Source organism: Streptosporangium sp. NPDC000095 (assembly GCF_042899335.1).
GTDB lineage: Bacteria > Actinomycetota > Actinomycetes > Streptosporangiales > Streptosporangiaceae > Streptosporangium.
This window is the reverse complement of the sequence record NZ_JBIAZS010000006.1, coordinates 56,597-77,945: the sequence shown is the minus strand read 5'-3', so window position 1 is coordinate 77,945 and position 21,349 is coordinate 56,597. Positions and strand designations below refer to the sequence as shown.

The 21,349-nt window shown below is 69.9% G+C and carries 17 protein-coding genes; 8 read left to right on the top strand and 9 right to left on the bottom strand.

Going from position 1 to position 21,349, the window contains the following annotated elements; genetic code table 11:
* Nucleotides 1-65 precede the first annotated feature (65 nt).
* From ACFY3V_RS15620 to ACFY3V_RS15610, 3 genes are all read right to left on the bottom strand, one after another.
* Entirely contained in the window at nucleotides 66-1,211 is a 1,146-nt protein-coding gene (locus ACFY3V_RS15620; protein WP_350943240.1) for an acetyl-CoA C-acetyltransferase, read from the bottom strand.
* Between the two features lie 155 nt (nucleotides 1,212-1,366).
* A complete protein-coding gene (locus ACFY3V_RS15615) occupies nucleotides 1,367-2,227 on the bottom strand; it encodes a class F sortase (protein WP_362895949.1) in 861 nt (286 codons plus the stop codon).
* Nucleotides 2,228-2,240: 13 nt separating this feature from the next.
* Nucleotides 2,241-3,164 carry a hypothetical protein gene (locus ACFY3V_RS15610; RefSeq protein WP_389773772.1) on the bottom strand — a complete coding sequence of 308 codons (924 nt, stop codon included), beginning with the start codon at nucleotides 3,162-3,164 and terminating at the stop codon, nucleotides 2,241-2,243.
* 606 nt (nucleotides 3,165-3,770) lie between these two features.
* Here ACFY3V_RS15610 and ACFY3V_RS15605 point away from each other — a divergent pair.
* The 6 genes from ACFY3V_RS15605 (at nucleotide 3,771) to ACFY3V_RS15580 (ending at nucleotide 11,019) form a co-directional block, all read left to right on the top strand.
* Nucleotides 3,771-4,445: a DUF2291 domain-containing protein gene (locus ACFY3V_RS15605; RefSeq protein WP_362895945.1), complete on the top strand. Its 675-nt coding sequence runs from the start codon at nucleotides 3,771-3,773 to the stop codon at nucleotides 4,443-4,445.
* Nucleotides 4,442-5,989, top strand: coding sequence for a sugar ABC transporter ATP-binding protein (locus ACFY3V_RS15600; RefSeq protein ID WP_362895943.1), 1,548 nt, complete (start codon nucleotides 4,442-4,444; stop codon nucleotides 5,987-5,989). The genes ACFY3V_RS15605 and ACFY3V_RS15600 overlap by 4 nt, the downstream gene beginning before the upstream one ends.
* Nucleotides 5,986-7,098 carry an ABC transporter permease gene (locus tag ACFY3V_RS15595; RefSeq protein ID WP_362895941.1) on the top strand — a complete coding sequence of 371 codons (1,113 nt, stop codon included), beginning with the start codon at nucleotides 5,986-5,988 and terminating at the stop codon, nucleotides 7,096-7,098. The genes ACFY3V_RS15600 and ACFY3V_RS15595 overlap by 4 nt, the downstream gene beginning before the upstream one ends.
* 191 nt (nucleotides 7,099-7,289) lie before the next feature.
* A complete protein-coding gene (locus tag ACFY3V_RS15590; RefSeq protein ID WP_362895939.1) occupies nucleotides 7,290-7,880 on the top strand; it encodes a 2Fe-2S iron-sulfur cluster-binding protein in 591 nt (196 codons plus the stop codon).
* On the top strand, nucleotides 7,877-8,908 hold the full coding sequence (locus tag ACFY3V_RS15585; RefSeq protein WP_362895937.1) for a xanthine dehydrogenase family protein subunit M: 1,032 nt from the start codon (nucleotides 7,877-7,879) through the stop codon (nucleotides 8,906-8,908). The genes ACFY3V_RS15590 and ACFY3V_RS15585 overlap by 4 nt, the downstream gene beginning before the upstream one ends.
* The gene (locus tag ACFY3V_RS15580) at nucleotides 8,905-11,019 is read left to right on the top strand and encodes a xanthine dehydrogenase family protein molybdopterin-binding subunit (protein WP_389773766.1); all 2,115 of its coding nucleotides are present in this window, start codon (nucleotides 8,905-8,907) and stop codon (nucleotides 11,017-11,019) included. The genes ACFY3V_RS15585 and ACFY3V_RS15580 overlap by 4 nt, the downstream gene beginning before the upstream one ends.
* Before the next feature lie 150 nt (nucleotides 11,020-11,169).
* On the opposite strand, the gene ACFY3V_RS15575 is transcribed toward ACFY3V_RS15580, so the two are convergent.
* The 3 genes from ACFY3V_RS15575 to ACFY3V_RS15565 form a co-directional block, all read right to left on the bottom strand.
* On the bottom strand, nucleotides 11,170-12,255 hold the full coding sequence (locus ACFY3V_RS15575; protein WP_389773763.1) for a glycerophosphodiester phosphodiesterase family protein: 1,086 nt from the start codon (nucleotides 12,253-12,255) through the stop codon (nucleotides 11,170-11,172).
* 1,202 nt (nucleotides 12,256-13,457) lie between these two features.
* Entirely contained in the window at nucleotides 13,458-14,291 is an 834-nt protein-coding gene (locus ACFY3V_RS15570) for a class F sortase (RefSeq protein WP_350943226.1), read from the bottom strand.
* A 12-nt stretch (nucleotides 14,292-14,303) separates the two neighbouring features.
* Entirely contained in the window at nucleotides 14,304-15,629 is a 1,326-nt protein-coding gene (locus ACFY3V_RS15565) for a hypothetical protein (protein ID WP_389773760.1), read from the bottom strand.
* A 387-nt stretch (nucleotides 15,630-16,016) separates the two neighbouring features.
* Between ACFY3V_RS15565 and ACFY3V_RS15560 the strand changes: the two genes are divergently transcribed.
* Complete coding sequence (locus ACFY3V_RS15560; RefSeq protein ID WP_362895929.1) at nucleotides 16,017-17,162, top strand: acyl-CoA dehydrogenase family protein; 1,146 nt, start codon at nucleotides 16,017-16,019, stop codon at nucleotides 17,160-17,162.
* A gap of 218 nt (nucleotides 17,163-17,380) precedes the next feature.
* Here the strand turns inward: ACFY3V_RS15560 and ACFY3V_RS15555 are convergent, their stop codons facing one another.
* The gene (locus tag ACFY3V_RS15555; RefSeq protein WP_362895927.1) at nucleotides 17,381-17,911 is read right to left on the bottom strand and encodes a hypothetical protein; all 531 of its coding nucleotides are present in this window, start codon (nucleotides 17,909-17,911) and stop codon (nucleotides 17,381-17,383) included.
* Nucleotides 17,912-18,012: 101 nt separating this feature from the next.
* Here ACFY3V_RS15555 and ACFY3V_RS15550 point away from each other — a divergent pair, with 101 nt between their 5' ends.
* Entirely contained in the window at nucleotides 18,013-18,174 is a 162-nt protein-coding gene (locus ACFY3V_RS15550; RefSeq protein WP_350943219.1) for a hypothetical protein, read from the top strand.
* Nucleotides 18,175-18,234: 60 nt separating this feature from the next.
* Here the strand turns inward: ACFY3V_RS15550 and ACFY3V_RS15545 are convergent, their stop codons facing one another.
* Together ACFY3V_RS15545 and ACFY3V_RS15540 are read right to left on the bottom strand one after the other, a co-directional pair.
* A complete protein-coding gene (locus ACFY3V_RS15545) occupies nucleotides 18,235-19,005 on the bottom strand; it encodes an alpha/beta fold hydrolase (RefSeq protein ID WP_350943218.1) in 771 nt (256 codons plus the stop codon).
* Nucleotides 19,006-19,058: 53 nt separating this feature from the next.
* Complete coding sequence (locus ACFY3V_RS15540) at nucleotides 19,059-21,284, bottom strand: SpoIIE family protein phosphatase (protein ID WP_362895924.1); 2,226 nt, start codon at nucleotides 21,282-21,284, stop codon at nucleotides 19,059-19,061.
* Nucleotides 21,285-21,349 lie beyond the last annotated feature (65 nt).

The window sequence follows — 21,349 nt, the reverse complement described above, 5'->3', positions numbered from 1 at the left end:
CGGGACCGGGGCTTTTCCCGGATCTCATGGGCGCCCCACGGACGCCCCCTCGGTGAATCAGGTCGTCACAGACGCTCGATGATCGTGACGTTGGCCTGGCCGCCGCCCTCGCACATCGTCTGCAGCCCGTACCGGCCGCCGGTCCGCTCCAGTTCGTGCAGGAGCTTGGTCATCAGGATCGCGCCGGTGCCGCCCAGCGGGTGGCCCAGGGCGATGGCGCCGCCGTTCGGGTTCACCTTGGCCGGGTCGGCGCCCAGGTCGTTGATCCACGCCAGCGGGACGGGGGCGAACGCCTCGTTGATCTCGGTGACGTCGATGTCCTCGATGGACAGGCCGGCCTTCTTCAGCGCCTTCCGCGTCGCGGGGATCGGCGCGGTCAGCATGTATACCGGGTCGTCGCCGGTGAGCGCGAGGGTGACGATGCGCGCCCTGGGGGTGAGGCCGTGGTCGCGGACGGCCTGCTCGGAGGCGATCAGGAGCGCTCCCGAGCCGTCGGAGATCTGCGAGGAGGTGGCGGCCGTGATCACGCCGTCCTCCTTCAGCGTCTTCAGCGACGCCATCTTCTCCAGCGTGGTGTCCGGGCGCGGGCCCTCGTCGTCCTCGACACCGTTGATCGGGGCGATCTGGTCCTTGAAATGACCGTTAGCGACGGCCTTCGAGGCCCGCTGGTGGCTCTCGTACGCGAACCGCTCCAGCTCTTCGCGCTTGAGGCCCCATTTCTGGCACATGAGCTCCGCGCCGCGGAACTGGGAGATCTCCTGCTTGCCGTAGCGCTCCACCCATTTGTCCCCGAAGGGGAAGGGCATGCCCTTCTCCAGCGCGGCGGTGATGCTCGACCCCATGGGGACGATGCTCATGGATTCCACCCCGGCCGCCACGACGAGGTCCTGGGTGCCGGAGAGCACGCCCTGTGCCGCGAAGTGGATCGACTGCTGGGAGGAGCCGCACTGCCGGTCGATGGTCACACCGGCGACGTTCTCCGGGAGGCCCGCCGACAGCCACGCGTTACGCGCGATGTCCATGCTCTGCGGGCCGAACTGCATGACACAGCCCATGATCACGTCTTCGACCGCGGACGGGTCGACGCCCGTACGCTCGATGAGCGCGCCGAGGGTGTGCGCGGCCAGATCGGTGGGATGGACGGTGGACAGACCGCCCTTCTTCTTGCCGACGGGGGTGCGGACCGCCCCGACGATGTACGCCTCTGCCACAGTGCCTCCTGCTCGCGAACCCGAGCCGCCTACGAAACCGAGCAACATTCGGTTGATAGGAGGTTACAACAGAACCTTCGTCCGTGCCCTGAACGGGAACCGCCCGCGCGACGGCGAGGCCGATCGCACCTTTCGGCACATGGGCAGGGGACCGCTCAGGCTCTCCTGCTGCTCGTCATGGTCGCGTAGGCGATGACGTTGTCGGTGTAGTGACCGGTCGAGCGATTGTAGGTGCCGCCGCACGTGATCAGGTGCAGCTGAGGGGTCGACGACCGGCCGTAGACCCGCTCCGTCGGGAACACCGACTTCTCCGCCTGTTCCAGCCCGCCGACGGTGTAGACGGCGATGATCCCGTCCTTGCGGTGCACCTCGATGACGTCGCCGTTGCGGATCTCGTCGAGACGGCTGAACACCGCGCTTCCCGCGCGCGTGTCCTTGTGCCCGAGCATCACCGCGGGACCCGCCTCCCCGGGGGTGGGACCAGAGCGGTACCAGCCGACCAGGTTCGGATCGCCGACCGGTGGCACCTCGATGGCGCCCTTCTTGTCGAGCCCGACGGACTTCACCGGCGCGTTCACCCCGAGCCGCGGGATGACGAGGCGCACCGGGGACGAGGGCTGCATGGCCGGGGCCGCGGGCAGGCTGGGCAGGGGCGGCGGCACGGTCGGTGCCGCCTGGAAGTAGGGGTTCGCCGGCGCCGCGGCCAGGTCGCGGGGCGGCAGCGTGGTGCGCTGGTCGGCCAGGCCGTACTCCTCGGGCGCGGCCAGCATGTAGAGCAGGCCCACCAGCACCGTGACCACCCCGGCGATCCCGGCGAGGATGAGCACCGACCGCATCATCCGCCCGCCGGCGAGAGGCTCCTGTCCGGGCGGCCATCCCTCGTACGGCGAGCCGTACGGAGGGGGACCGGACTGCGGGTACGGCGGCTGGACGGGAGGAACCGGCCGGTAGTGGGGAACCGGGCCCTGGGAGTGCTGCCCGGAGGGCGGCCAGCCGCCCGGAGGTGGGGTGGTCATCCGGCCACCCCGATCAGCCGCGACCGACGGTGCGACGTCGCAGCACGAGCCCGCCGATCCCGGCGAGCGCCACCATCAGCGCACCACTGAACATGATCATCCGAGCGTCGGGGCCGGCGTCGCCGCCGCCACCGGTGGAGGCGGCGCCCTTGGGAGTCTCGTCGATCTGTTCGTCGGTATCGGGATCGGGGGAAGGCTTGGCGGTGTGGGTCCGGGTGACGGTGAGCGTCGGCCGGGGAGACGTCGGGGTGGCCGAAGGGGTCGCCGACGGCGAGGGGGTCGCCGACGGACTCGCCGAAGGGCTGGCGGACGCGCTGGGAGTGCCCGTTCCCACGGTCACCCGCAGCGCGGCGGCGGTCGCCTGGGCGGGGTCGGGAAGGGTGCAGTCGAGCAGTTCGGCCTCGTCCGCGGCGCCCGTCCCGGCGCCGGTCTTGAGGAGCAGGGTGAACGCGCCGGGCTCGAAGGCGACGACACCCGTCGCGAGGGGGGTCACCGTGATGAGGACGGGGGGCGCGGTGACCGCCTGCCCCGCGACGGGGGGAGCGGCGGTGACCAGGATCTGGCGGAGTTCGCTGGGGCTCGCCAGAACTCCGCTGGGAGTCGCATTGATCTGCACCTCGGCGTCGGCGACGAGGCTCGCACCCACCGGGGCGGGCGCGGACGGGGTAAGGGTGGGAATCGTGGCCGGCTGACCGATCTTCCAGGTCGCCACGAGGGGGGCGTTCGTCACCGCCGACGTCGGACCGGTCAGATCCATCTGGAACGTGTACGTCGCCGACGGCGACACAGCGCCGGCGAGCGTGCAGGTGTAGGCGACCGGCTTGGGCACGGCGTACATGGAGGCGAGTGCGGGGAACGCACCGAAGACGCCCGCGCCCACCGTAGCGATCACGGCTGTCTTGGCCGCGACACGCAGCCGCGTCCTGGACTTCAGCACGGTTTCTCCCCGTTCCAGATCGATCGGTCGGCGCACCGGCCGCCCAAGGCTTACAGATTGCGGTCAAGGTTCGGCATAGATCCTACGAACAGAGACCGGGACACGCGAGCAAGTCGGCTAAACGGACACAAATTCCCATCTATCCCACAGCAAACGACACCGTACATGGGTAAAGCGCCCAACGGGGGACCGGACGGGCACCTATCAGATACCGGACAGGAGCGAAGACGCCTCCCCGCGTCCGACCGAGGCACCCGCCTCGCGCCCGGCCATCCGGCGGGACGGCGGCCCGGCATCGGCAATCAGCGCCTGGATATACAGAAAAGACCAGGTCAAGACTGGTGATATCCGGCCTGAAGATCACCATCTGTGGAGCGTCATCGGGCAGGCTGGAGTCTGCGGGAGATCCAATTCGGACGCCCGGAACCCCCTCCTGGATGCGGAAATATTTCATCGATTCGGACACAGTGATCATCGGCCCTACCGCCCGCGCCCCGCGCGGCGGCGGGCTGGAACGACCTCCGGCGAATCGACCGGCTCCCGTTCGGAGAGGAGCGGACGGATCAGTGTTCTCCCCGAGTTCTTCTCCCCACCGGAAGGATTGAGATGAGCACCCCGGTCGCACCGCGGGCGCGTCGCGGGCAGGTCTCCCGTCGGCGGATCCCGACGAGATGGGTCGCCGTCGCCCTCGCGGTGGCCGTCCTGGTCGCCGTCGGGTTCAGCACGCGATACCGCTCGGTGGAGTCGGTCGCGGCCTCGGGTCCCGGCCCGTTCGACGCGGCCGCGTACGGAGCACGGACCTACGAGGCCATGGTCGTACCCGCGATCAGGAGGAAGGCCGTCGAACTGCCCGTACTGGTGAAGGCCATGACCACCGACGCGGAGGGGGCGGGGAGGCTGTACGGCGTCCGGCAGGGCGACGGCCCCTACACCTTCGCGGTCAAGGGCACCGGCACGGCCGGGGCGGTGAGGTCCGGGCTGATGCCCGTGACCGTGCCGGGGCTGCCCTCGGACACCCGGGTGTCGCTACAGGTCGGTCCGGTCATCAATGGCACGGCGCTGCGGGACGCGGTCGGATTCATCACCTTCGGACAGTTCCTCAGCCAGGTGGAGTACGCCGACGCCGCCACCGCGCTGAACGACCAGATGCGGGAGAAGCTGCTCAGGCACCTGGACGCGCCGCGACTGAAGGGCAGGAAGATCTCCTTCGTCGGGGCCTTCAGCTTCCTCACCCCCTCCGTCGTGACCATCACCCCGGTCTCGATCAAGGAGGTCTCGTGAAGATCTCCGCCGCCACCGTCCTGAGCGCCCGCGACGTCACCAAGCTCTACGGGAACACGCCCGCGCTCAGGGGAGTCGACTTCGACGTCGCCGCCGGCCGGGTGACCGCGCTGTTCGGCGAGAACGGGGCCGGCAAGTCGACCCTGATGAGAATCCTGTCCGGGAGCGAGCACCCCACCTCCGGCCATGTCGAGCTCGACGGCGAGCCCGTCAGGTTCGCGTCGCCCCGTGACGCCGCCGACCAGGGCGTCTCGATCGTCCACCAGGGCCTCAGCCTCTGCCCCAACCTGAGCATCCAGGACAACCTCTTCCTGGCCAGGGAGATCTGCGGAGGGGCGTGGGTGATCGACCGCTCGTCCCAGCGGGCCACCACCACGGCGATCCTGCACAGTCTGAAGGAGTATCCGGACCCCGACCTGCCCGTCGGCGACCTGATGCCGGGCGAGCAGCAGATCGTCGAGATCGCGCGGGCACTCCTCCAGGAGGCCCGAGTGCTGATCATGGACGAGCCCACCTCGGCCCTCACCGCCCCTGAGATCGAGGTCCTGTTCCGGGTCATCAAGGAGCTGACCGCGAACGGGGTGGCGGTCGTCTACGTCTCCTCGCACCTGGAGGAGGCGCTGCAGATCGCCGACGACGTCGTCGTCCTGCGTGACGGGCGGCTCGTCGCCACGGCGGACGCCGAGAGCGTCTCCGTCCGGTGGCTCCTGGAGCGCATGACCGACCGCGACCGGGACGACCTTTTCCCGTGCCACGCGCCGGTCAGCGGGCAGGAGGTGCTGAGCCTGCGCGGCCTCGTGGTGGCCGACCCGGTCAATCCCGGTCGTCTCGCGATCGACGACCTCTCCCTCACCGTCAGGGAGGGCGAGATCGTGGGAATCTACGGCCTGACTGGCGCCGGCCGCACCGAGTTGCTGGAGGCGCTCGCCGGCCTGATCCCCTCGCAGTCGGGCGAGATCCTGCTCTGTGGCGTCCCGCTGGAACACGCGGGGATCCGCGACCGCATCGCCCAGGGCGTCGCCCTGGTCCCCGAGAACCGGTGGCGCGACGGCCTCGTCCCGACGATGTCGGTCGGGGAGAACCTCTCCCTGGCCCGGCTGGGCACCTTCGTCCACCGGTTGTTCTTCTCCCGTGCCCGCGAACGGGAGGTCGTCGACCAGATGATCACCGACATCGACGTCGGGCGGGAGGACACGCGGGCGTCCGTCGCGTCCCTGAGCGGTGGCGACCAGCAGAAGGTGATCATCGGCAGGGCTCTGCTGACCGCCCCTCGGGTGCTCCTGCTGGACGAGCCCTCGCGCGGCGTCGGCACCGACGCCAGGGCGGAGATCTTCGAACTCCTCGCGGCACACGCGGAGCGCGGCCTGGCCGTCGTCTTCAGCACGTCGGACGCCGAGGAGGCCCTGCGCGTCCCCGACCGGTTGCTGGTGCTCGCCCGCGGCGTCCTCGCCGGTGAGTTCCGGCGCGGCGAGACGGCCAGAGAGGAGCTGATGAGGGTGGCGGACGGCACCACCGTCGGCGCGGGCGAGGAGACGGCGGAGTGACGTCTCGGGAAACGTCTCCCCCGTCGACGTCCCCGGACCACCCCCCGCCCGAGGCGGTCACGGCCGAGGCGCGCCGCTTGTCGCTGGTGAACAACCTGTTCGAGTTACGGGCGCTCATCGCCCTCGCGGTCGTGGTGGCGGTCTTCGGCCTGCTGTCCGACTCCTTCCTCACGGTGCCGAACCTCGTCACGATGACCAAGCACGTCGCGATCACCGCGATCATCGCGCTCGGCATGCTGCTCGTCATCGTCAAGGGCGGCATCGACCTGTCGGTGGGCTCGATCGCCGGGCTCTCCGGGGTCGTCGCCGGCGAGTTGCTCGGAGGGCTCGGTCTCGGGTTCGCCGACGTGGTCGCCTACCCGCCCGTCTGGGGGGTGATCGTGCTCTGCGTCACGGTCGGCATGCTCGTCGGCCTGGTGAACGGCATCGTCATCACCCGCTTCGACGTCGCGCCGTTCATCGCGACGTTCGGCATGCTGTACGTGGCGCGGGGAATCGCGCTGCTGATCTCCAATGGCTCGACCTACCCCGATCTGGGCGGCGACCCCGGGCTCGGCAACACCGGTTTCCACGTTCTCGGTAACGGGCGCGCGCTCGGCCTCCCGACGGGCCTGTGGATCATGATCTTCCTCGCCGTCGCCGTCACGCTCGTGCTCGGCAGGACGCCGTTCGGGCGATGGCTGTACGCCACGGGCGGCAACGAGCGTGCCGCGGAGCTCTCCGGGGTCCCGATCAGGTACGTCAAGACGGCCGTGTACGTGATCTCCGGCGCCTGCGCCGCGCTCGCGGGCCTGATCATCGCCTCGGAGCTGACCGCGGCGGCACCACTCGCCGGTGAGATGTACGAGCTCAACGCGATCACCGCGGTGATCCTCGGCGGCGCCGCGTTGAGCGGCGGGCGCGGCACGGTGCGAGGCACCCTCATCGGAGCCCTCGCCATCGGTCTCCTCTCCGACGGCATGGTGCTCGTGGGCGTGTCGACGTTCTGGCAGATCATCGTGAAGGGGGTCGTGCTCGTTCTCGCCGTGATCCTGGACCGGGGGCAACAGCGGATCCGGCGGCGCGGGGCCACCGTGTCGGCGATGGCCGCCGACAGACGAGCGGGCTGATCCGCCGACGTCACCCGATCTCGGGGGCCCCGAGCGGGATCGGCATCTCGGGGGCCCCAACGGGATCGGCGCCGATCTTGGCCCCTCTTTGGCTCCCCGGTGATTCTCGAACCAACAGGATTGCCGCTTCTTTGAGAATTTCAGATTGGCAGGAAATCCGCCCCTCATCAGGGAATTGACAGGATAAACGCATGGCAGTCGAAGCGTTCGGCAGCGATATCACGCTGCGTATCAACGGTGCCGACCACCCCGTCTCCCTGGACAACCGGGTGACCCTCCTGGACGCGCTACGGGAGCGTCTCGGACTGACCGGGACGAAGAAGGGGTGCGACCACGGGCAGTGCGGGGCATGCACGGTCCTGCTGGACGGCCGCCGGGTGAACAGTTGCCTCACGCTCGCCGTCGCGGTCGCCGGACAGGAGATCGTCACCATCGAGGGGGTGGCCGCCCTCGCCCCCGGGAGTGATCTGCACCCCGTACAGCAGGCGTTCCTCGACCAGGACGGTTTCCAGTGCGGCTACTGCACACCGGGCCAGATCTGCTCCGCCATCGGCGCGCTCGGCGAGGCGGAACGGGGCTGGCCGAGCCATGTCACCGAGGACGTCGCCGCCGGTGTCGCCTCCGGCCGCGACCTGGACGCCGAGGAGGTCCGCGAGCGGATGAGCGGCAACCTCTGCCGCTGCGGAGCGTACGCCGGAATCGTCGAAGCCGTCCTCGACGTGGCCGGCGGTGAGAACCGGGAGCCGGTTCTCACCGGGCGGAACCCCGAGGGAACGCGATGAGACCCTTCACCTACGAGCGCGTCACCGACCCCGACGCCGCCGTCACCGCCCTCCTGGACGGCACCGACGCGATGTTCCTCGCCGGCGGTACCAACCTCGTGGACCTGATGAAGCTCGGCGTGGCGAGGCCCGCGACGCTGGTGGACGTCACGCGGCTGCCGTACGACCGGATCGAGCACCGGGCCGACGGGAGCGTGCTCATCGGGGCGATGGTGCGCAACAGCGATCTGTCCGGCGACCGGGGCATCAGGGAACGTTTCCCCGCCGTCTCCCAGGCGGTGCTGGCCGGGGCCTCGGGGCAGCTGCGGTCGATGGCCACCACCGGCGGTAACCTGCTGCAACGTACGCGCTGCCCGTACTTCCAGGACATCACCAAGCCGTGCAACAAGCGCGAACGGGACACCGGCTGTTCGGCGATCGGCGATACCGATCACCGCGACCTGGGGGTGATCGGCACCTCCGTCGCGTGCGTGGCCACCCACCCCTCCGACATGGCGGTGGCGATGGCCGCCCTCGACGCCGTGGTGCACATCAGACTCGCGGAGGGCGAGGAGCGGGCGGTGCCGCTCTCCCGCTTCTACCTGCTGCCCGGCGACACCCCCGACCGGGAGACCGTGCTCGGCCCCGGTGACCTGATCACCGGGGTCGAGTTGCCGCCGCCCCCGGACGGCGCGGTCATGCTGTACCGCAAGGTCCGCGACCGCTGGTCCTACGCGTTCGCGGTGGTCTCGATCGCGGCGGTGGTCACGACGGAGGCCGGCGGGTCGCTGCGGGAGATCCGCCTCGCGCTGGGCGGAGTGGCCCCCGTGCCGTGGCGGGCCAGGGAGGCCGAGGGGATGCTGACCGGCCACCGGCCGACCAGGGCACTGCTGCTCGCCGCGGCGGAGGCGGAGTTCGCGGCGGCGAGTCCCCTCCCCGGGAACGAGTTCAAGATCGACCTCGCCGGCGACCTGATCGCGGCGAGCGTGCGCGATCTCACGAGACCGGCGGGGTCCGCGGGGAGCTTCACGCGGGAGGAGCGGGGATGACCGTCGACAGGGTGCTCGACAAGGTGGTGGGCGGGGCACCGGCCAGGATCGAGGGACGCGACAAGGTCACCGGCGCGGCCCGTTACGCGTACGAGTACCCCGTACCGAACGCCGTCTACGTCTGGCCGGTGCAGTCCACGATCGTCCGAGGGCGGGTGCGCTCCGTCGACGGCGCCGCAGCGCTCGCCCTTCCCGGGGTGATCACCGTACTGGACAGTGGCAACGTCTTTCGGCTGCGTCCCGCGCAGGACGCCGAGCTGGCCGTTCTGCAGTCGGCCGACGTCGCCTACCGGGGGCAGATCGTCGCCGCCGTGGTCGCGACCACCCTGGAGTGCGCCCGCGAGGCGGCGTCGGCGGTGCGCGTGGACTACGAGGAGGACGAGGAGTACGACGTCGAACTGGATCCCGGCAACCCGCGGATCCTCTCTCCTGAGACGGTCAACGCGGGCTTCGCGGGGACGGTCGACCGGGGTGACGCCGAGAGCGCCCTCGCGTCGGCGCCGGTCCGCGTGGACGCCGTCTACACGACCCCGACCGAGCACGCCAGTCCGATCGAGCCGCACGCCACGATCGCGTTCTGGGAGGGCGAGACCCTCACGCTCTACAACGCCGACCAGGCACCGTGGAAGTCGGCGACCACGATCGCCCGGCTGTTCGGTCTTCCCGAGGGCGCGGTGAGCGTCGTCGCCGACCACATCGGCGGCGGTTTCGGGTCGAAGGCGGCGACCCGTCCGCCGACCGTGCTGGCGGCGCTGGCCGCGTACGCCGTGAGACGACCGGTCAAGGTGGCGATGACCCGGCAGCAGATGTTCGCGCTCGTCAGCTACCGGACGCCCACCCTGCAGCGCGTACGTCTGGGAGCCGAGCGGGACGGCAGGCTGACCGCGGTGTGGCACGAAGCGCTCCAGCAGAGTTCGAAGCTCGTCGAGTACACCGAGCAGACGGTCGCGGCCAGCCGCGTGATGTACGCGGCGCCCAGCAGCCACACCGCTCACCGGCTGCTGCGGCTGGACGTGCCGACCCCCTCGTGGATGCGTGCCCCCGGTGAGGCGCCGGGGATGTTCGCCCTGGAGTCGGCGATGGACGAGCTGGCGTACGCACTCGGGATGGACCCCGTCCAGCTGCGAATCGTCAACGAGCCTTCGGCCGACCCCGAGTCGGGACTCCCGTTCAGCAGCCGCAACCTGATCGCCTGCCTGCGTGAGGGTGCGGCGCGCTTCGGCTGGGCCGGGCGCGACCCCACGCCCGGCGTCCGCGAGAAAGGCGACCGGCTCCTCGGCACCGGCGTCGCGTCGTCGACCTACCCAGTCTTCACCATGGCCTCCACCGCGACCGCCTACGCCCAGCCCACCGGCAGGTTCGTGATCGAGATCGCCGCGGCCGACATCGGCACCGGTGCCCGCACCGCGCTGACCCAGGTGGCCGCCGACGAACTCGGCGTGCCGATGGACCTGGTCACGGTGAAGGTGGGCCGCAGCGTCTTCGGTCCCGCGCCGGTCGCCGGGGGCTCCATGGGCACCTCCTCGTGGAGCTGGGCGGTGAGCAAGGCGTGCCGTGCGCTGGTGAAGGAACTCGACGAGCGGTCCGGCGTCCTCCCTCCCGAAGGACTGGAGGTGCGGGCGGACACCACCGAGGACCTCGCCGCCGCCAAGCGCCTCTCACGCCACTCGTTCGGGGCACAGTTCGCCGAGGTCAGCGTGAACGTCGACAGCGGACAGGTCCGTGTCGAGCGGCTGCTGGGGGTCTTCGCGGCCGGCCGGATCGTGAACGCCAGGACGGCGCGCTCGCAGTTCCTGGGCGGCATGACGATGGGGATATCCATGGCCCTGCACGAGGCCCTGCGGATGGACCCCCGGTTCGGCGACTTCGTCAACCACGACCTGGCCGGGTACCACATCGCGGCGAACGCCGACGTCCGCGGCATCGAGGCCCACTGGATCGACGAGCAGGACGACGAGCTCAACCCGGTCGGCGTGAAGGGAATCGGCGAGCTGGGGATCGTCGGCACCGCCGCGGCGATCGCGAACGCCGTCTTCCACGCGACCGGCTTCCGGCAGCGCGACCTGCCGATCACTCTTGACCGGGTACGGGCGGCCATGCGCACCGGCTGACGGAAGACCGCAGCGGGCGAACCGACCCGCGCGTCGGCACCCGGCGACACCACGCGGCACCCGACCTGTCGCGTGCGGGCCCCCGCCGGATACCGGCGGCACCGCGCCATCCGACCGGTACGCCGGCCCCGGCACCCGGCCGGCCGCGCGTCAGCCTCCGCCGCGCAGCTGGTCCCGTATGGCGCGTGCCAGCCCGGGGTCGTCGGCGATGACTCCGTCCACGTTGAGCCGGTACAGGCGCTGCAGCCACCTCTTCACCCCTTCGGCGGCGCGCCCGCCGGAGGCGCCGCTCCCGAGATCCGCCCGAAGCCGCGCGAACCTGCGAACCGTCGTGGCGTGGACGAGGAGCCCTTCCCGCTGGGCGTTCCCGACGAGCGTGGCGGGTGACACCGATCTCCCGCTGAGACCCGCGGGACCGATCCGCTTGGTGACCAGACCGATGCCGTCGGCGTACTTGGCGACCTCCCGCAGTCCCGCCGGGGTGACCATGTCGTCGTAGGTGAGCGGATCACCCGCGCTCGCGAGGTCGTACGGGGCGCCGGTCGCGCCGACGAACTGGATGAGCCGCAGCCGGGTGAGGGAACGCAGCCGCCTGAGATTCCCCGCCTCGAAGGACTGGATGAACGCCGGGTCCCGCTCGTCGTCCCATCCGTAGCGCGCGAAGGTCTCCAGGAGAGGCTCCTCCAGGGGCAGCCCGATCGAGGCGAAGTAGGTGGGGAACTTGGTCTCCGCGTAGACACCCACCCCGTGTTTCCGCGCCAGCTGGACCACCTCGTCGAGCGTCGGGATGCGCTCCATCCCGTCGTACGCCGTGTTCTCCCGCCGCTCCTTGGAAAAGCGCTCCCTGGCACGGAGGGTACGCAACTCCTCCAGGGTGAAGTCCTCGGTGAACCAGCCCGTGTGCCGGATGCCGTTGATGACCTTGGAGGTCCTGCGGTCGGCGAACTCGGGATGTCCGGCGATGTCGGTGGTCGCCGAGAGCTCGTTCTCATGCCGGGCGACCAGCACGTGGTCCTTGGTCGAGACGAGGTCCGGCTCGATGTAGTCGGCGCCCATCGAGATGGCGACCGTGTAGGCGAGAAGCGTGTGCTCGGGCCGGAAGGCACTGGCTCCGCGATGCGCGATGATGATCGGCGCGACTTCGTGACGGCCGAAATGCCGTGCCTCCGGGTTCGCCGGAGAGCTCGCGGACCGCCCGTCCGCGGAACTCCCGGAGCTCGCGGGCCGGTCGGCCACGGAGTCATCGAATCGCCCGTCCGCAGGGCTCACGGACCGCCTGCCCGTCGAATCGACGTGGTGAAGGGCGCCGATCACGGTCATCCCTATGAATACGGCCAGCACACCGGCCCGCGCCTTGTTCACCCGCGTACACCCCCCGCTCCGGTTCAGCAGGGGGACACATCCGCATAAGCGGCTATACCCGGACTGGAGATGCAATTAACGATCAGAAGTGATTTCTAGCCGAGATAACAGCACATGACCACTTCCTGCGACATTTCACCACATATATCCCGATATTGCTGTCCACAAAAAAAGAGTGAGCGACTGATCACTCACTCCCCGACGAAGAGAAACGCGGGCCGGTCGACGGATCGGACTTCCGGGCCGCGACCTCGGATCACCACTCGCCCCGTGACCCGTTCCACCGCCCCTGCCGATACCCGTCCCTGTGCCGATGCCGCCTCACGCCGTCCCCGGCCCACACCGGTCGTCCCGGCTCCCGGCCCCTGTGCCGCCAGGCACCCGCCCCCTGCCGTCCGGCCCCATGGCCCTCTCGCCACCCGGCCCGCGGACCTCGACGCCGAGACTCCCACGCCCCCGGTCGCTCACGGTCCCGGTCGTCACCGCCCTCGGCGTCCGGGTCCGGCCGCGGGGAGTCCCGGACGCCGCGACTCCCGAACCCTCGCCCCTCGCCGCGTTCGCCCTCCGGGCCCCGACGCCAGAAACCGCGATCACCCTGGTGTTTCCACCCCGGATATCGCCGCCCTGTCTCCCACGCCCTGTGCCGTCCGCCGTCGGAGTGTCTCGGCCGCCCGGATCCCCAGTTTCCCTTGCGTTCGACGGTCGTCCTCGAACGTTCGGCCGTCCGCCCGCCGTTGCCCCAGTTCTTGGTCGTCCAGCCCCCGGCGTGCTTCGGCGTCGAATGCGCGAAACGTTTGCCGCCCCACCCCGTGGATCGATCGTGCCCCTTCGGGTGTTGTACCGCGCCAATAGCGGCCATCCCTATGAGTACGGCTACGACCCCGGCCCGCACGATGCTCACCTGGACACACCCCCGCCTTCTGATCATTCGGGGGGATGCCTCTTATCGAAGAACTTCCTACCCGGATTGACGAGGAGGCTAACGAGCGGCGAGAACGTCGCGACCCGCGAATTCGCGGCGTATCGCACCCGATCCGGGAGACACCGCACCCGGCAGCGGGCCGGACACGGTGGACTCAGGCGCGCCGGGTCTTCGACAGGGTCGCGTAGACGATGATGTTGTCGGTGTAGTGGCCGGTCGCGCGGTTGTAGACACCGCCGCAGGTGATCAGCCGCAGCGTCGCCTCACCGGTGTTGCCGTAGACCCGCTTGGACGGGAAGGCCGTCTTGCTGACCTGTTCCACACCGTCGACCGTGAACTCCGCGAGACTTCCGTCGGACCGGGAGACCTTGATCTTGTCCCCTCGGCTGATCTCCTTCAACCGGCTGAAGACGGCGGCGCCCTTCTTGGTGTTCACGTGCCCGAGGACCACCGAGGGCCCCTGCTGCCCGGGGATCGGGCCGTGCTTGTACCAGCCCGCCTGGTTGGGCCTGCTCAGCGGAGGCGTCTGGATCTCCCGTTTGGAGTCGACGCCGAGCGCCATCAGCGGGGCGAGCACGCCGATCTTCGGGATGGCGATCCGCCGGGGCTGCACGCCGTCGCTCTTCAGCGGCTCCGGAGGCATGGTCACCGGCAGTGGCGGCGCCGCCGTGGGCGCGGCGGCCGTGAGCGGGGCGTCCAGCCCGCCCGGTCCCACCGAGGAGGGCACCACTCCCACCGGCTGCTGGCCGGCGGCCGGGACCTCCTGGATCTGGATGTTGCTGTCCGCCGCCTGCGGCACGGGCGGCCCGTACGGCGCGTCCTCCACCGCGGGGGGCAGGTAGGCGAGCAGCCCCGCCATGATCGCGGCCACCCCGCCGAGCGATCCCGCCACGAGGAGCCCGGCCATCAGCATGCTCCCCTTGGGCTTGGGAGCGGGGCCGGTGCCGTGATAGGGGTCGGGACCGCCCTGACCAGGTCCTTGATACATCCGGCGTCTCCTTCAGCTGTCCCTCTGGCCACGCGCGTGTGCCGCCCGCCGCCTCATCAAGGCCACACCGCCCAGCGCGCTTCCCGTCACCATCGCCGTGCCCGCGCTGAGCAGCCCCAGCCCGGAGCCACCCTCGGGAGCCTCACCCGTCTGCGCCCCGCCGCTGGGCGTGATGATCACCTGCGGCGCGGTGGGGGTGGCCCTGGTGGGGGTGACGGTGGCGGTCACGGTGAGGGTCGGCTTGGGCGTCGAGGTGGTGGTGCTCCTGGTGGTGCTGTTCGGCCCGGGCGTCTGGTTGCCGGCCCCGGTCTGGGTGTTCGTCGGGGTGGGGGTGGCCGTGCCCGTCGGGGTGCTCGTCGGAGTGGCCGTGGGGCTGCCCGTGGGCGTAGTGCTGGGGGTGACGCTGGGGTCCGGGGAGCCCGTCACGCTGGGCGAGGGGGACACGCCCCGCTCGGAGATCGTGACGTCCACCGAGACCGGCGCGCTGACGAGCGAGCACGTGGCCCGGTAGTCGGCCGGCGGGTTCTGCAACTCCCTCGTGATCACCCGGAAGGCGTCGACCTGCGCGAACTTTCCGGCCTCCCGGTTCGTGACCTGGATGGTGTGCTCGCCGTACTTGAGGCCGTTGAACCTCCACAGCGTGAGCCCGCCCCGGTGCGCGGCGTTCGTCGGCGTGCCGTCGGCGTCCTTCGAGGCGTCGATGAAGGCCGGCGTGGCGTCCTGGCCGTCGATCTTGAAGCCGACCTCTCCCGCCTCGATGCTGCGCCGGGCGACGTACTCGATTCCGGTGCCGGTGAACGTGAAGGTGGCGAAGGAGTTCACCTTGTCGGTGCGGTGCAGGTCGCGGCCGTAGTCGCCGATGCTGAGCGCCTCGTCGTTCAGCTCGTACCAGTCGCCCGCCGCGTGATACTTCACCCGGGGGTCGTCGTTGTTGACCATGACCTCGCCGGCCGGGGGCATGAAGTCCACGAACAGCTTCCGGGGGGAGACCTTGAGGGTGCCCGCCTGGTCGGTGTGGGCGGCGTCGGAGATTCCCTCGGGGAGTTTCAGGATGCTGCCCGGCTGCAGCTTGCCCGGCTGGTCAACGACACCCTTCGGCTGCAGGACGCCGATCCAGCTCCCGGACATCTGCACGTTCCCGGTGACCAGGACCTTGCCTCCGGGGCCGAAGTAGTCCGGCGAGCCGAACCTGGCCGGGTCGCCGTTCTTGTAGTTGAGGTCCCAGCCGATGTTGAGCGGCTCCCCGACGGTGAGCGTCGTGGGGATCGACACCTTGGTCCGGAGGTTCACCGTGCTGCCTCCCAGGGCGATCCCCCCGGTGCAGCTGTAGTCGACCACGAGTTCGGCAATGCCGGAGCCGGACGCGCCGGACGCGCCGGATGGCAGCGCGACGAGCGCACCACCAAAAAGGCACAGGGCCGAAACCGCGAGGGACCTACGGAGCCCAGATCGCCACCGAACCACCACATACTCCGATCACGAAGGCTGCCGTCAACAGGCATACCCATAGCACACCGAGGGTAGATCGTACGGTTTGAACCATCTTCGGCGCAGCGAGATCGTGGGTGGATTCGAAGACCGTGGCGTACTTGTGATCTGGATATACCTCTACATACCACAGCAAGCCACGCTAACAGCGCGATATCGGCTGTACCTGCTAGTAACAGAATTGTATTCTGTATCACGAGCCGTCGCGAGTCGTCACGAGTCCCAAGGAGGCACACCATGCAGCGAGACCTCTTCGAGGAGGAGCACCGGCTCTTCCGAGAGACCGTGCGCGAGTTCCTGGCCCGCGAGGTCGCGCCCCACCACGATCAGTGGGAGAAGGACGGCATCGTCCCTCGCGAGGTGTGGAAGAGGGCCGGAGAGATCGGGATGTTCGGCTTCGGGGTGCCCGAGGAGTTCGGCGGTGCGGGAATCACGGACTTCCGCTACAACGCCGTGATCGTCGAGGAGGTGATGGCGATCGGCGCGACCGGCCTGGGCTACTCGCTGCACAACGACGTGATGGCCCCGTACTTCGTGGACCTCACCAACGACGAGCAGAAGGCCCGCTGGCTGCCCGGGTTCGCCTCCGGCGAGCTGATCACGGCGGTCGCGATGAGCGAGCCCGGCGCGGGCAGCGACCTGCAGGGCATCAGGACGACCGCCGTACGCGACGGCGACCACTACGTGGTCAACGGCCAGAAGACCTTCATCACCAACGGCATCAACTCGGACCTGGTCGTCGTCGTGGCGAAGACCGACCCGGACGCGGGCGCGCGGGGCATCTCCCTGCTCGTCGTCGAGCGGGGCATGGAGGGCTTCAGCAGGGGCCGCAACCTGGAGAAGATCGGCATGCACGCCCAGGACACGGCGGAGCTGTTCTTCGACAACGTCCGGGTTCCCGCGGCCAACCTGCTGGGCCCGCAGGAAGGGCAGGGCTTCTTCCAGCTCATGGCCAACCTGCCGCAGGAACGCCTCTCGATCGCGGTGATGGCGGTGGCGGCGGCGGAGACGGTCCTGCGGACGACGATCGAGTACTGCAAGAACCGGACGGCCTTCGGCCGGAGCATCGGCGGCTTCCAGAACACCCGTTTCGTGCTGGCCGAGCTGGACACCGAGGTGGACATCGCCCGCCTCTATGTGGACAGGTGCATCCTCGCCCTCAACGCGGGGGAACTCACCGCCGTGGACGCCGCCAAGGCGAAGTGGTGGACCACGGAGCTGCAGACCAAGGTCATCGACCGCTGCCTCCAGCTGCACGGCGGCTACGGCTACATGATGGAGTACCCCGTCGCCAAGGCCTGGATGGACAGCCGCGTCCAGACCATCTACGGCGGCACCACCGAGATCATGAAGGAGATCATCGGTCGCTCCTTCGGCTTCTGAGACCGGCCTCAGAGCCCGATCGGAGACGCCGGGCGCGGATCCCCGGCTTCAGCCGGGAAGGTAGGGCCCGGAACGGGAAGACGCTCCAGGACCGGCTCCTTCCGCTCATAGGACTCCGGCCCGAGGACGCCCGGCTCCTGAGAGGTCCGGGACGCCCCGCGAAGAGCCGCCGTCCACGCCCTCGCGGGGCGGCGGCTCCCCGTGACCGGCCGGGGCCCTCACCCCTCGGTGATGTCCTCGACCTGGGTGGCCACCCCGTCCTTGATCGTCACCTTGGCGAACAGCGCGCCCCTCTTCTTGATCGCCGCCTGCAACTGCTCCATCGAGCAGCTGTACGGGGCCTGCCCCTCCCTGCAGACCAGCCCCCGCGCGTCGCGCACGACCGTGAACGGCAGCAGGAGGGCCTTCACCTCCCGGTCGCTCTCCGCGGTCACGGTGATCCCGTCCACCCCGCGCAGGGCGATCTTCCCTCTTATCGTGGCGTCGACGTCCCGGCCCCCGGGAACGCTCACGGACGGCGACGCCGTGACGGGATCGTCGGGCTCCGTCGACGCGGAGGCGGCCGGGGTCGGCGTGGGGGAAGGGGAGAGCGTGGCGGAGGCCACGGGAGACGGAGTGACCGAGGCGGTCACGGTAACGGTGGCGGTCGCCGGCGCGCCGGAGGCTCCGCTCCCACCGGAACACGCGGAAAGGGCTGCGGCCAGGGCTGCCACCAGCAGGGCACGCGTTGCCTTCGAGGTCCTGTTCACGAAAGGTAACGATCCCATGGGTCGGGGATTGCGTTTACCAACCGCGAAGACGGCTTCGGCGCCGCATACTGGTCAATGGAGACTCCCCCGAGGTGGTGACGATGGACAGCGGACTGATTCTGCTGATCTTCCTGGCGTTCCTGTTCGCCTGGGGCCTGAACCGGGTGCGGCGTGCCTTCCGGCTCGGCCCGGTCGCGTACATCGGCGTCATGGCCGTGTTCGTCATCGCGATGCTCGCCATCTGGGGACAGACCGTCCGCTGACCCCTCCCTCCGGTCCCAGACGACGCCCTCCCGAGCCGTGAATCCGCGAAAAAGCCCCGCCTACCGGGAGCCCTCCAGCAGCACGCTCGCGACCAGCTCGGGGTCGTCGGTCATCGGCAGGTGTCCGCACCCCTTGAGCAGCTTCACCCGCTGCCCCGACCATCTGGCCGCGCGGATGGCCTGCCGGCGCGGAAGCAGCCGGTCGCGCTCGCCCCAGGCGATCGTGACCGGCGCCTTCGGCGGCGCGGGAGGCATCAGCCCCGCGAACGAGGCGAGGGTCTCGTCGAAACCGGAGGCGTCCCCCAGTGCCTGGAACCCGGCGAGCAGCGCCTCGGATGAGACCCTTCGGGGATGGGCGACCAGCACACCGGCGCAGAGAAGGCGTCCCAGCGGATCTTCCACGAGGGCGGCTCGCTGCGGAGAAAGGTGGCGAACCGAGGCCCTGCCGGCGCGGAGGACGGCTCGCGCGTACATGAGCTCGCTGCGGTTCCAGAATCCGGCCGGAGAGAGCGCGGTGGCCGAACGGACCACCCCGCGCGAGGCGAGTTCGAGAGCGACGTAACCCCCCAGGGAACTACCCGCCACATGAGGGTCGCGCAAGCCGAGCACATCGAAGAAGGACTCGATCGCGTCCGCCAGGCTTTCCGCCGTGTACGGCGTGCCGGGCGGCAGCGGCGGCGAGATGCCGAAACCGGGAAAGTCGACCGCGATCACGTCACGTTCGGCGGCGAGTCTGTCGAGCACCGGCAACCATGCCTGCCAGTGATGCCCGATGCCGTGCAGCAGGACGAGGGGAGGACCTGTCCCGCGCCGTTCGAACGCCAGCTCCATGCCCCCGAGTCAACCATCGATCGGGAGCGGGTGCCAGTCGTGCCGCCTGCGGCTCAGCGCGACCTGGTGGGGATCTCGAACCAGACGGCCTTGCCCTCCTTGGTGGGACGGGAGCCCCAGCGCCTGGCGAGCTGGTCGACGAGGTAGAGACCTCGCCCGCCCTCGTCGTTCTCCCCCGCGCTGCGGATGCGTGGCAGCCGAAGATCCTGGTCGAAGACCTCGACCCAGACGGACTCCCTGCCCCGGCGGATCCTGAGCGTGAACTCCTTCTCGTTGACGATCTCGTCTTCGAAACCGGGAACGTCCCAGGACTCGTCGAACGGCAGCGGGGGGCCGTCCATCGTCAGCTCCCTGCGCGGGATGCTGGCGGTGGCGGCGTGCAGCACGACGTTGGTGACGACCTCGGAGACGAGCAGGCAGGCGAGCTCGGCGCGCTCCTCGGGGACGTTCCAGCCGATGAACGCCTCCGAGGCCATCCGGCGCGCCTCCCCGACCATGATCGGCTGAGCGGGGAAGGTGCGCTCCTCGACGGCCAGGTCCTCGGAGGCGGACCTGAGTACGAGGATGGCCATGTCGTCGTCGATCTCACCGGGCACCGCGACGGTGGCGGCGTCGGCGATCTCCTCGACGGAGGCGTCACTGATCTTGATGAGCTTGCCGCAGAGCTGCGCCAGCGCCTCCTCGACGTTGGGCGGCCTGCCGTCGGCGTCGCGGATGGGGCGGCGGTCGACGAGCCCGTCGGTGTAGAGGAGCAACGAGGCCCCGGGGGGCAGCGTCCGCGTCTCCTCCTTGTAGACCAGGTCGGCGTGCATGCCCTTCGCCCGCACTCCCAGCGGCTGGCCGACCTCGCGGATGTCCAGCTCGGTGCAGGTGTCGCCGATCAGCAGCAGCGGAGGGGCGTGACCGGCGTTGGCGAACGACAGCTGCCGCGACCAGGCGTCGTACACGAGGTACTGGCAGGTGACGATGGGCGGGACGCTGATGTCGGCGCCGCTCTCGTCCTGCTCGGGGGTCGCGATGATGCGCGTCCACTCGTCGAGCCTGGCGAGGATCTCCGCGGGCGGCTTGTCGTCCTGGGCGAACGCCCGCAGGGCCGCCCGCAGCTGTCCCATCACCGCCGCGGCCTTGGCGCCCCGGCCCTCGACGTCGCCGATGACGATGCCGACCCGGCCCGCCGAGAGCGGGATGACGTCGTACCAGTCGCCGCCGACCTGAGTCTGGATGCCCTGCCCGTGGCTGGCCAGGGGGGCGGCGGGGAAGTAGCGGACCGCGATCTCCAGCCCGTCGAGCTGCGGCAGCGCGCGGGGCAGCAGGTGCTTCTGGAAGGACTCCGCGGTGTGCCGCTCCTCCTCGAACAGCAGGGCGTTGTCGACGGCGAGGGCGACCCTGGTGGCGATGGCCCCCACGAAGTCGCGGTCGAAGGCGTCGTAGTGCGGGCTGCGCCGGTCGGTCAGGTTGGACAGCCCCAGATAGATGAGCCCGAGGGTCTCTCCGCGCACGCACAGCGGCGCGACGATGGCCGAGGTCATGCCGATCTCGGCGGCGAGGCGGGTGTTGGCCTCGCCCGGACTGGGATAGTTGGTCTGGGAGAAGTCCTCGACGAGGATCGTCTCCTGGCGGCGCAGCGCGATCTCGGCGTAGTGCCCCACCGGGTAGTGGATCTCCGCCCCGAGCGGCGCCCAGGTGTTGGGCGGCGGGCTCCAGCCCTGGACGTGGGTGGAGACCCTCCGGGTGAGCCGCCCCTCCTCCACCAACTCGATGAAGCAGTGGTCGGCGAACTGCGGGACGAGCATCTCCGCGACGCGCTTGAGCGTCTCCTCGACGTAGAGCGATCCGGCGAGGCGCTCGCCGATCCGCTCCAGCAGGCCGAAGCGGTCCTTCTCCCGCTCGTTGCTGCGCATCGCCTCGCGGGCGGTGATGACGATGCCCGTCACCGCTCCCGAGGGATGCCGCAGCGGCACGGCCTGTGCCCGTACGTAGATGATCGTCCCGTCACCGCGCCTGACGTCGAACGTGCCCTCCCAGACGCCGCCCTTGAGGACGTGCTTGGAGAGCTCGACGGCGAGCGGGTGGTCCTTCTCCATGATGCCCAGGGAGAGCGACTGGTCACGGGGCCCCGAGGTGCCGGGGCGCCCGAACAGCCTCTCCGCGAACGGGTTCCAGTAGAGAAGGTTGCTGAACCTGTCGGTGACCACCACCGCCATCTCGGCGAGATCCAGGACGGAGCCGGCCGTGAGGTGATCAGCGGCGTCCTGGGAAACATCCCCCCACCGCTTCATCCGGTGACCGCCCCTCGTGGGCGGGTGTGTGCAAAGCGAACCACGGTTGCTCCTGCAGTCTCGGC

Coding starts and splice junctions, on each gene's coding strand:
- ACFY3V_RS15615 (WP_362895949.1), bottom strand. CDS start 2,227: ATGACCACCCCACCTCCGGGCGGCTGGCCGCCCTCCGGGCAGCACTCC.
- ACFY3V_RS15605 (WP_362895945.1), top strand. CDS start 3,771: ATGAGCACCCCGGTCGCACCGCGGGCGCGTCGCGGGCAGGTCTCCCGT.
- ACFY3V_RS15590 (WP_362895939.1), top strand. CDS start 7,290: ATGGCAGTCGAAGCGTTCGGCAGCGATATCACGCTGCGTATCAACGGT.
- ACFY3V_RS15585 (WP_362895937.1), top strand. CDS start 7,877: ATGAGACCCTTCACCTACGAGCGCGTCACCGACCCCGACGCCGCCGTC.
- ACFY3V_RS15580 (WP_389773766.1), top strand. CDS start 8,905: ATGACCGTCGACAGGGTGCTCGACAAGGTGGTGGGCGGGGCACCGGCC.
- ACFY3V_RS15570 (WP_350943226.1), bottom strand. CDS start 14,291: ATGTATCAAGGACCTGGTCAGGGCGGTCCCGACCCCTATCACGGCACC.
- ACFY3V_RS15560 (WP_362895929.1), top strand. CDS start 16,017: ATGCAGCGAGACCTCTTCGAGGAGGAGCACCGGCTCTTCCGAGAGACC.
- ACFY3V_RS15550 (WP_350943219.1), top strand. CDS start 18,013: ATGGACAGCGGACTGATTCTGCTGATCTTCCTGGCGTTCCTGTTCGCC.
- ACFY3V_RS15545 (WP_350943218.1), bottom strand. CDS start 19,005: ATGGAGCTGGCGTTCGAACGGCGCGGGACAGGTCCTCCCCTCGTCCTG.
- ACFY3V_RS15540 (WP_362895924.1), bottom strand. CDS start 21,284: ATGAAGCGGTGGGGGGATGTTTCCCAGGACGCCGCTGATCACCTCACG.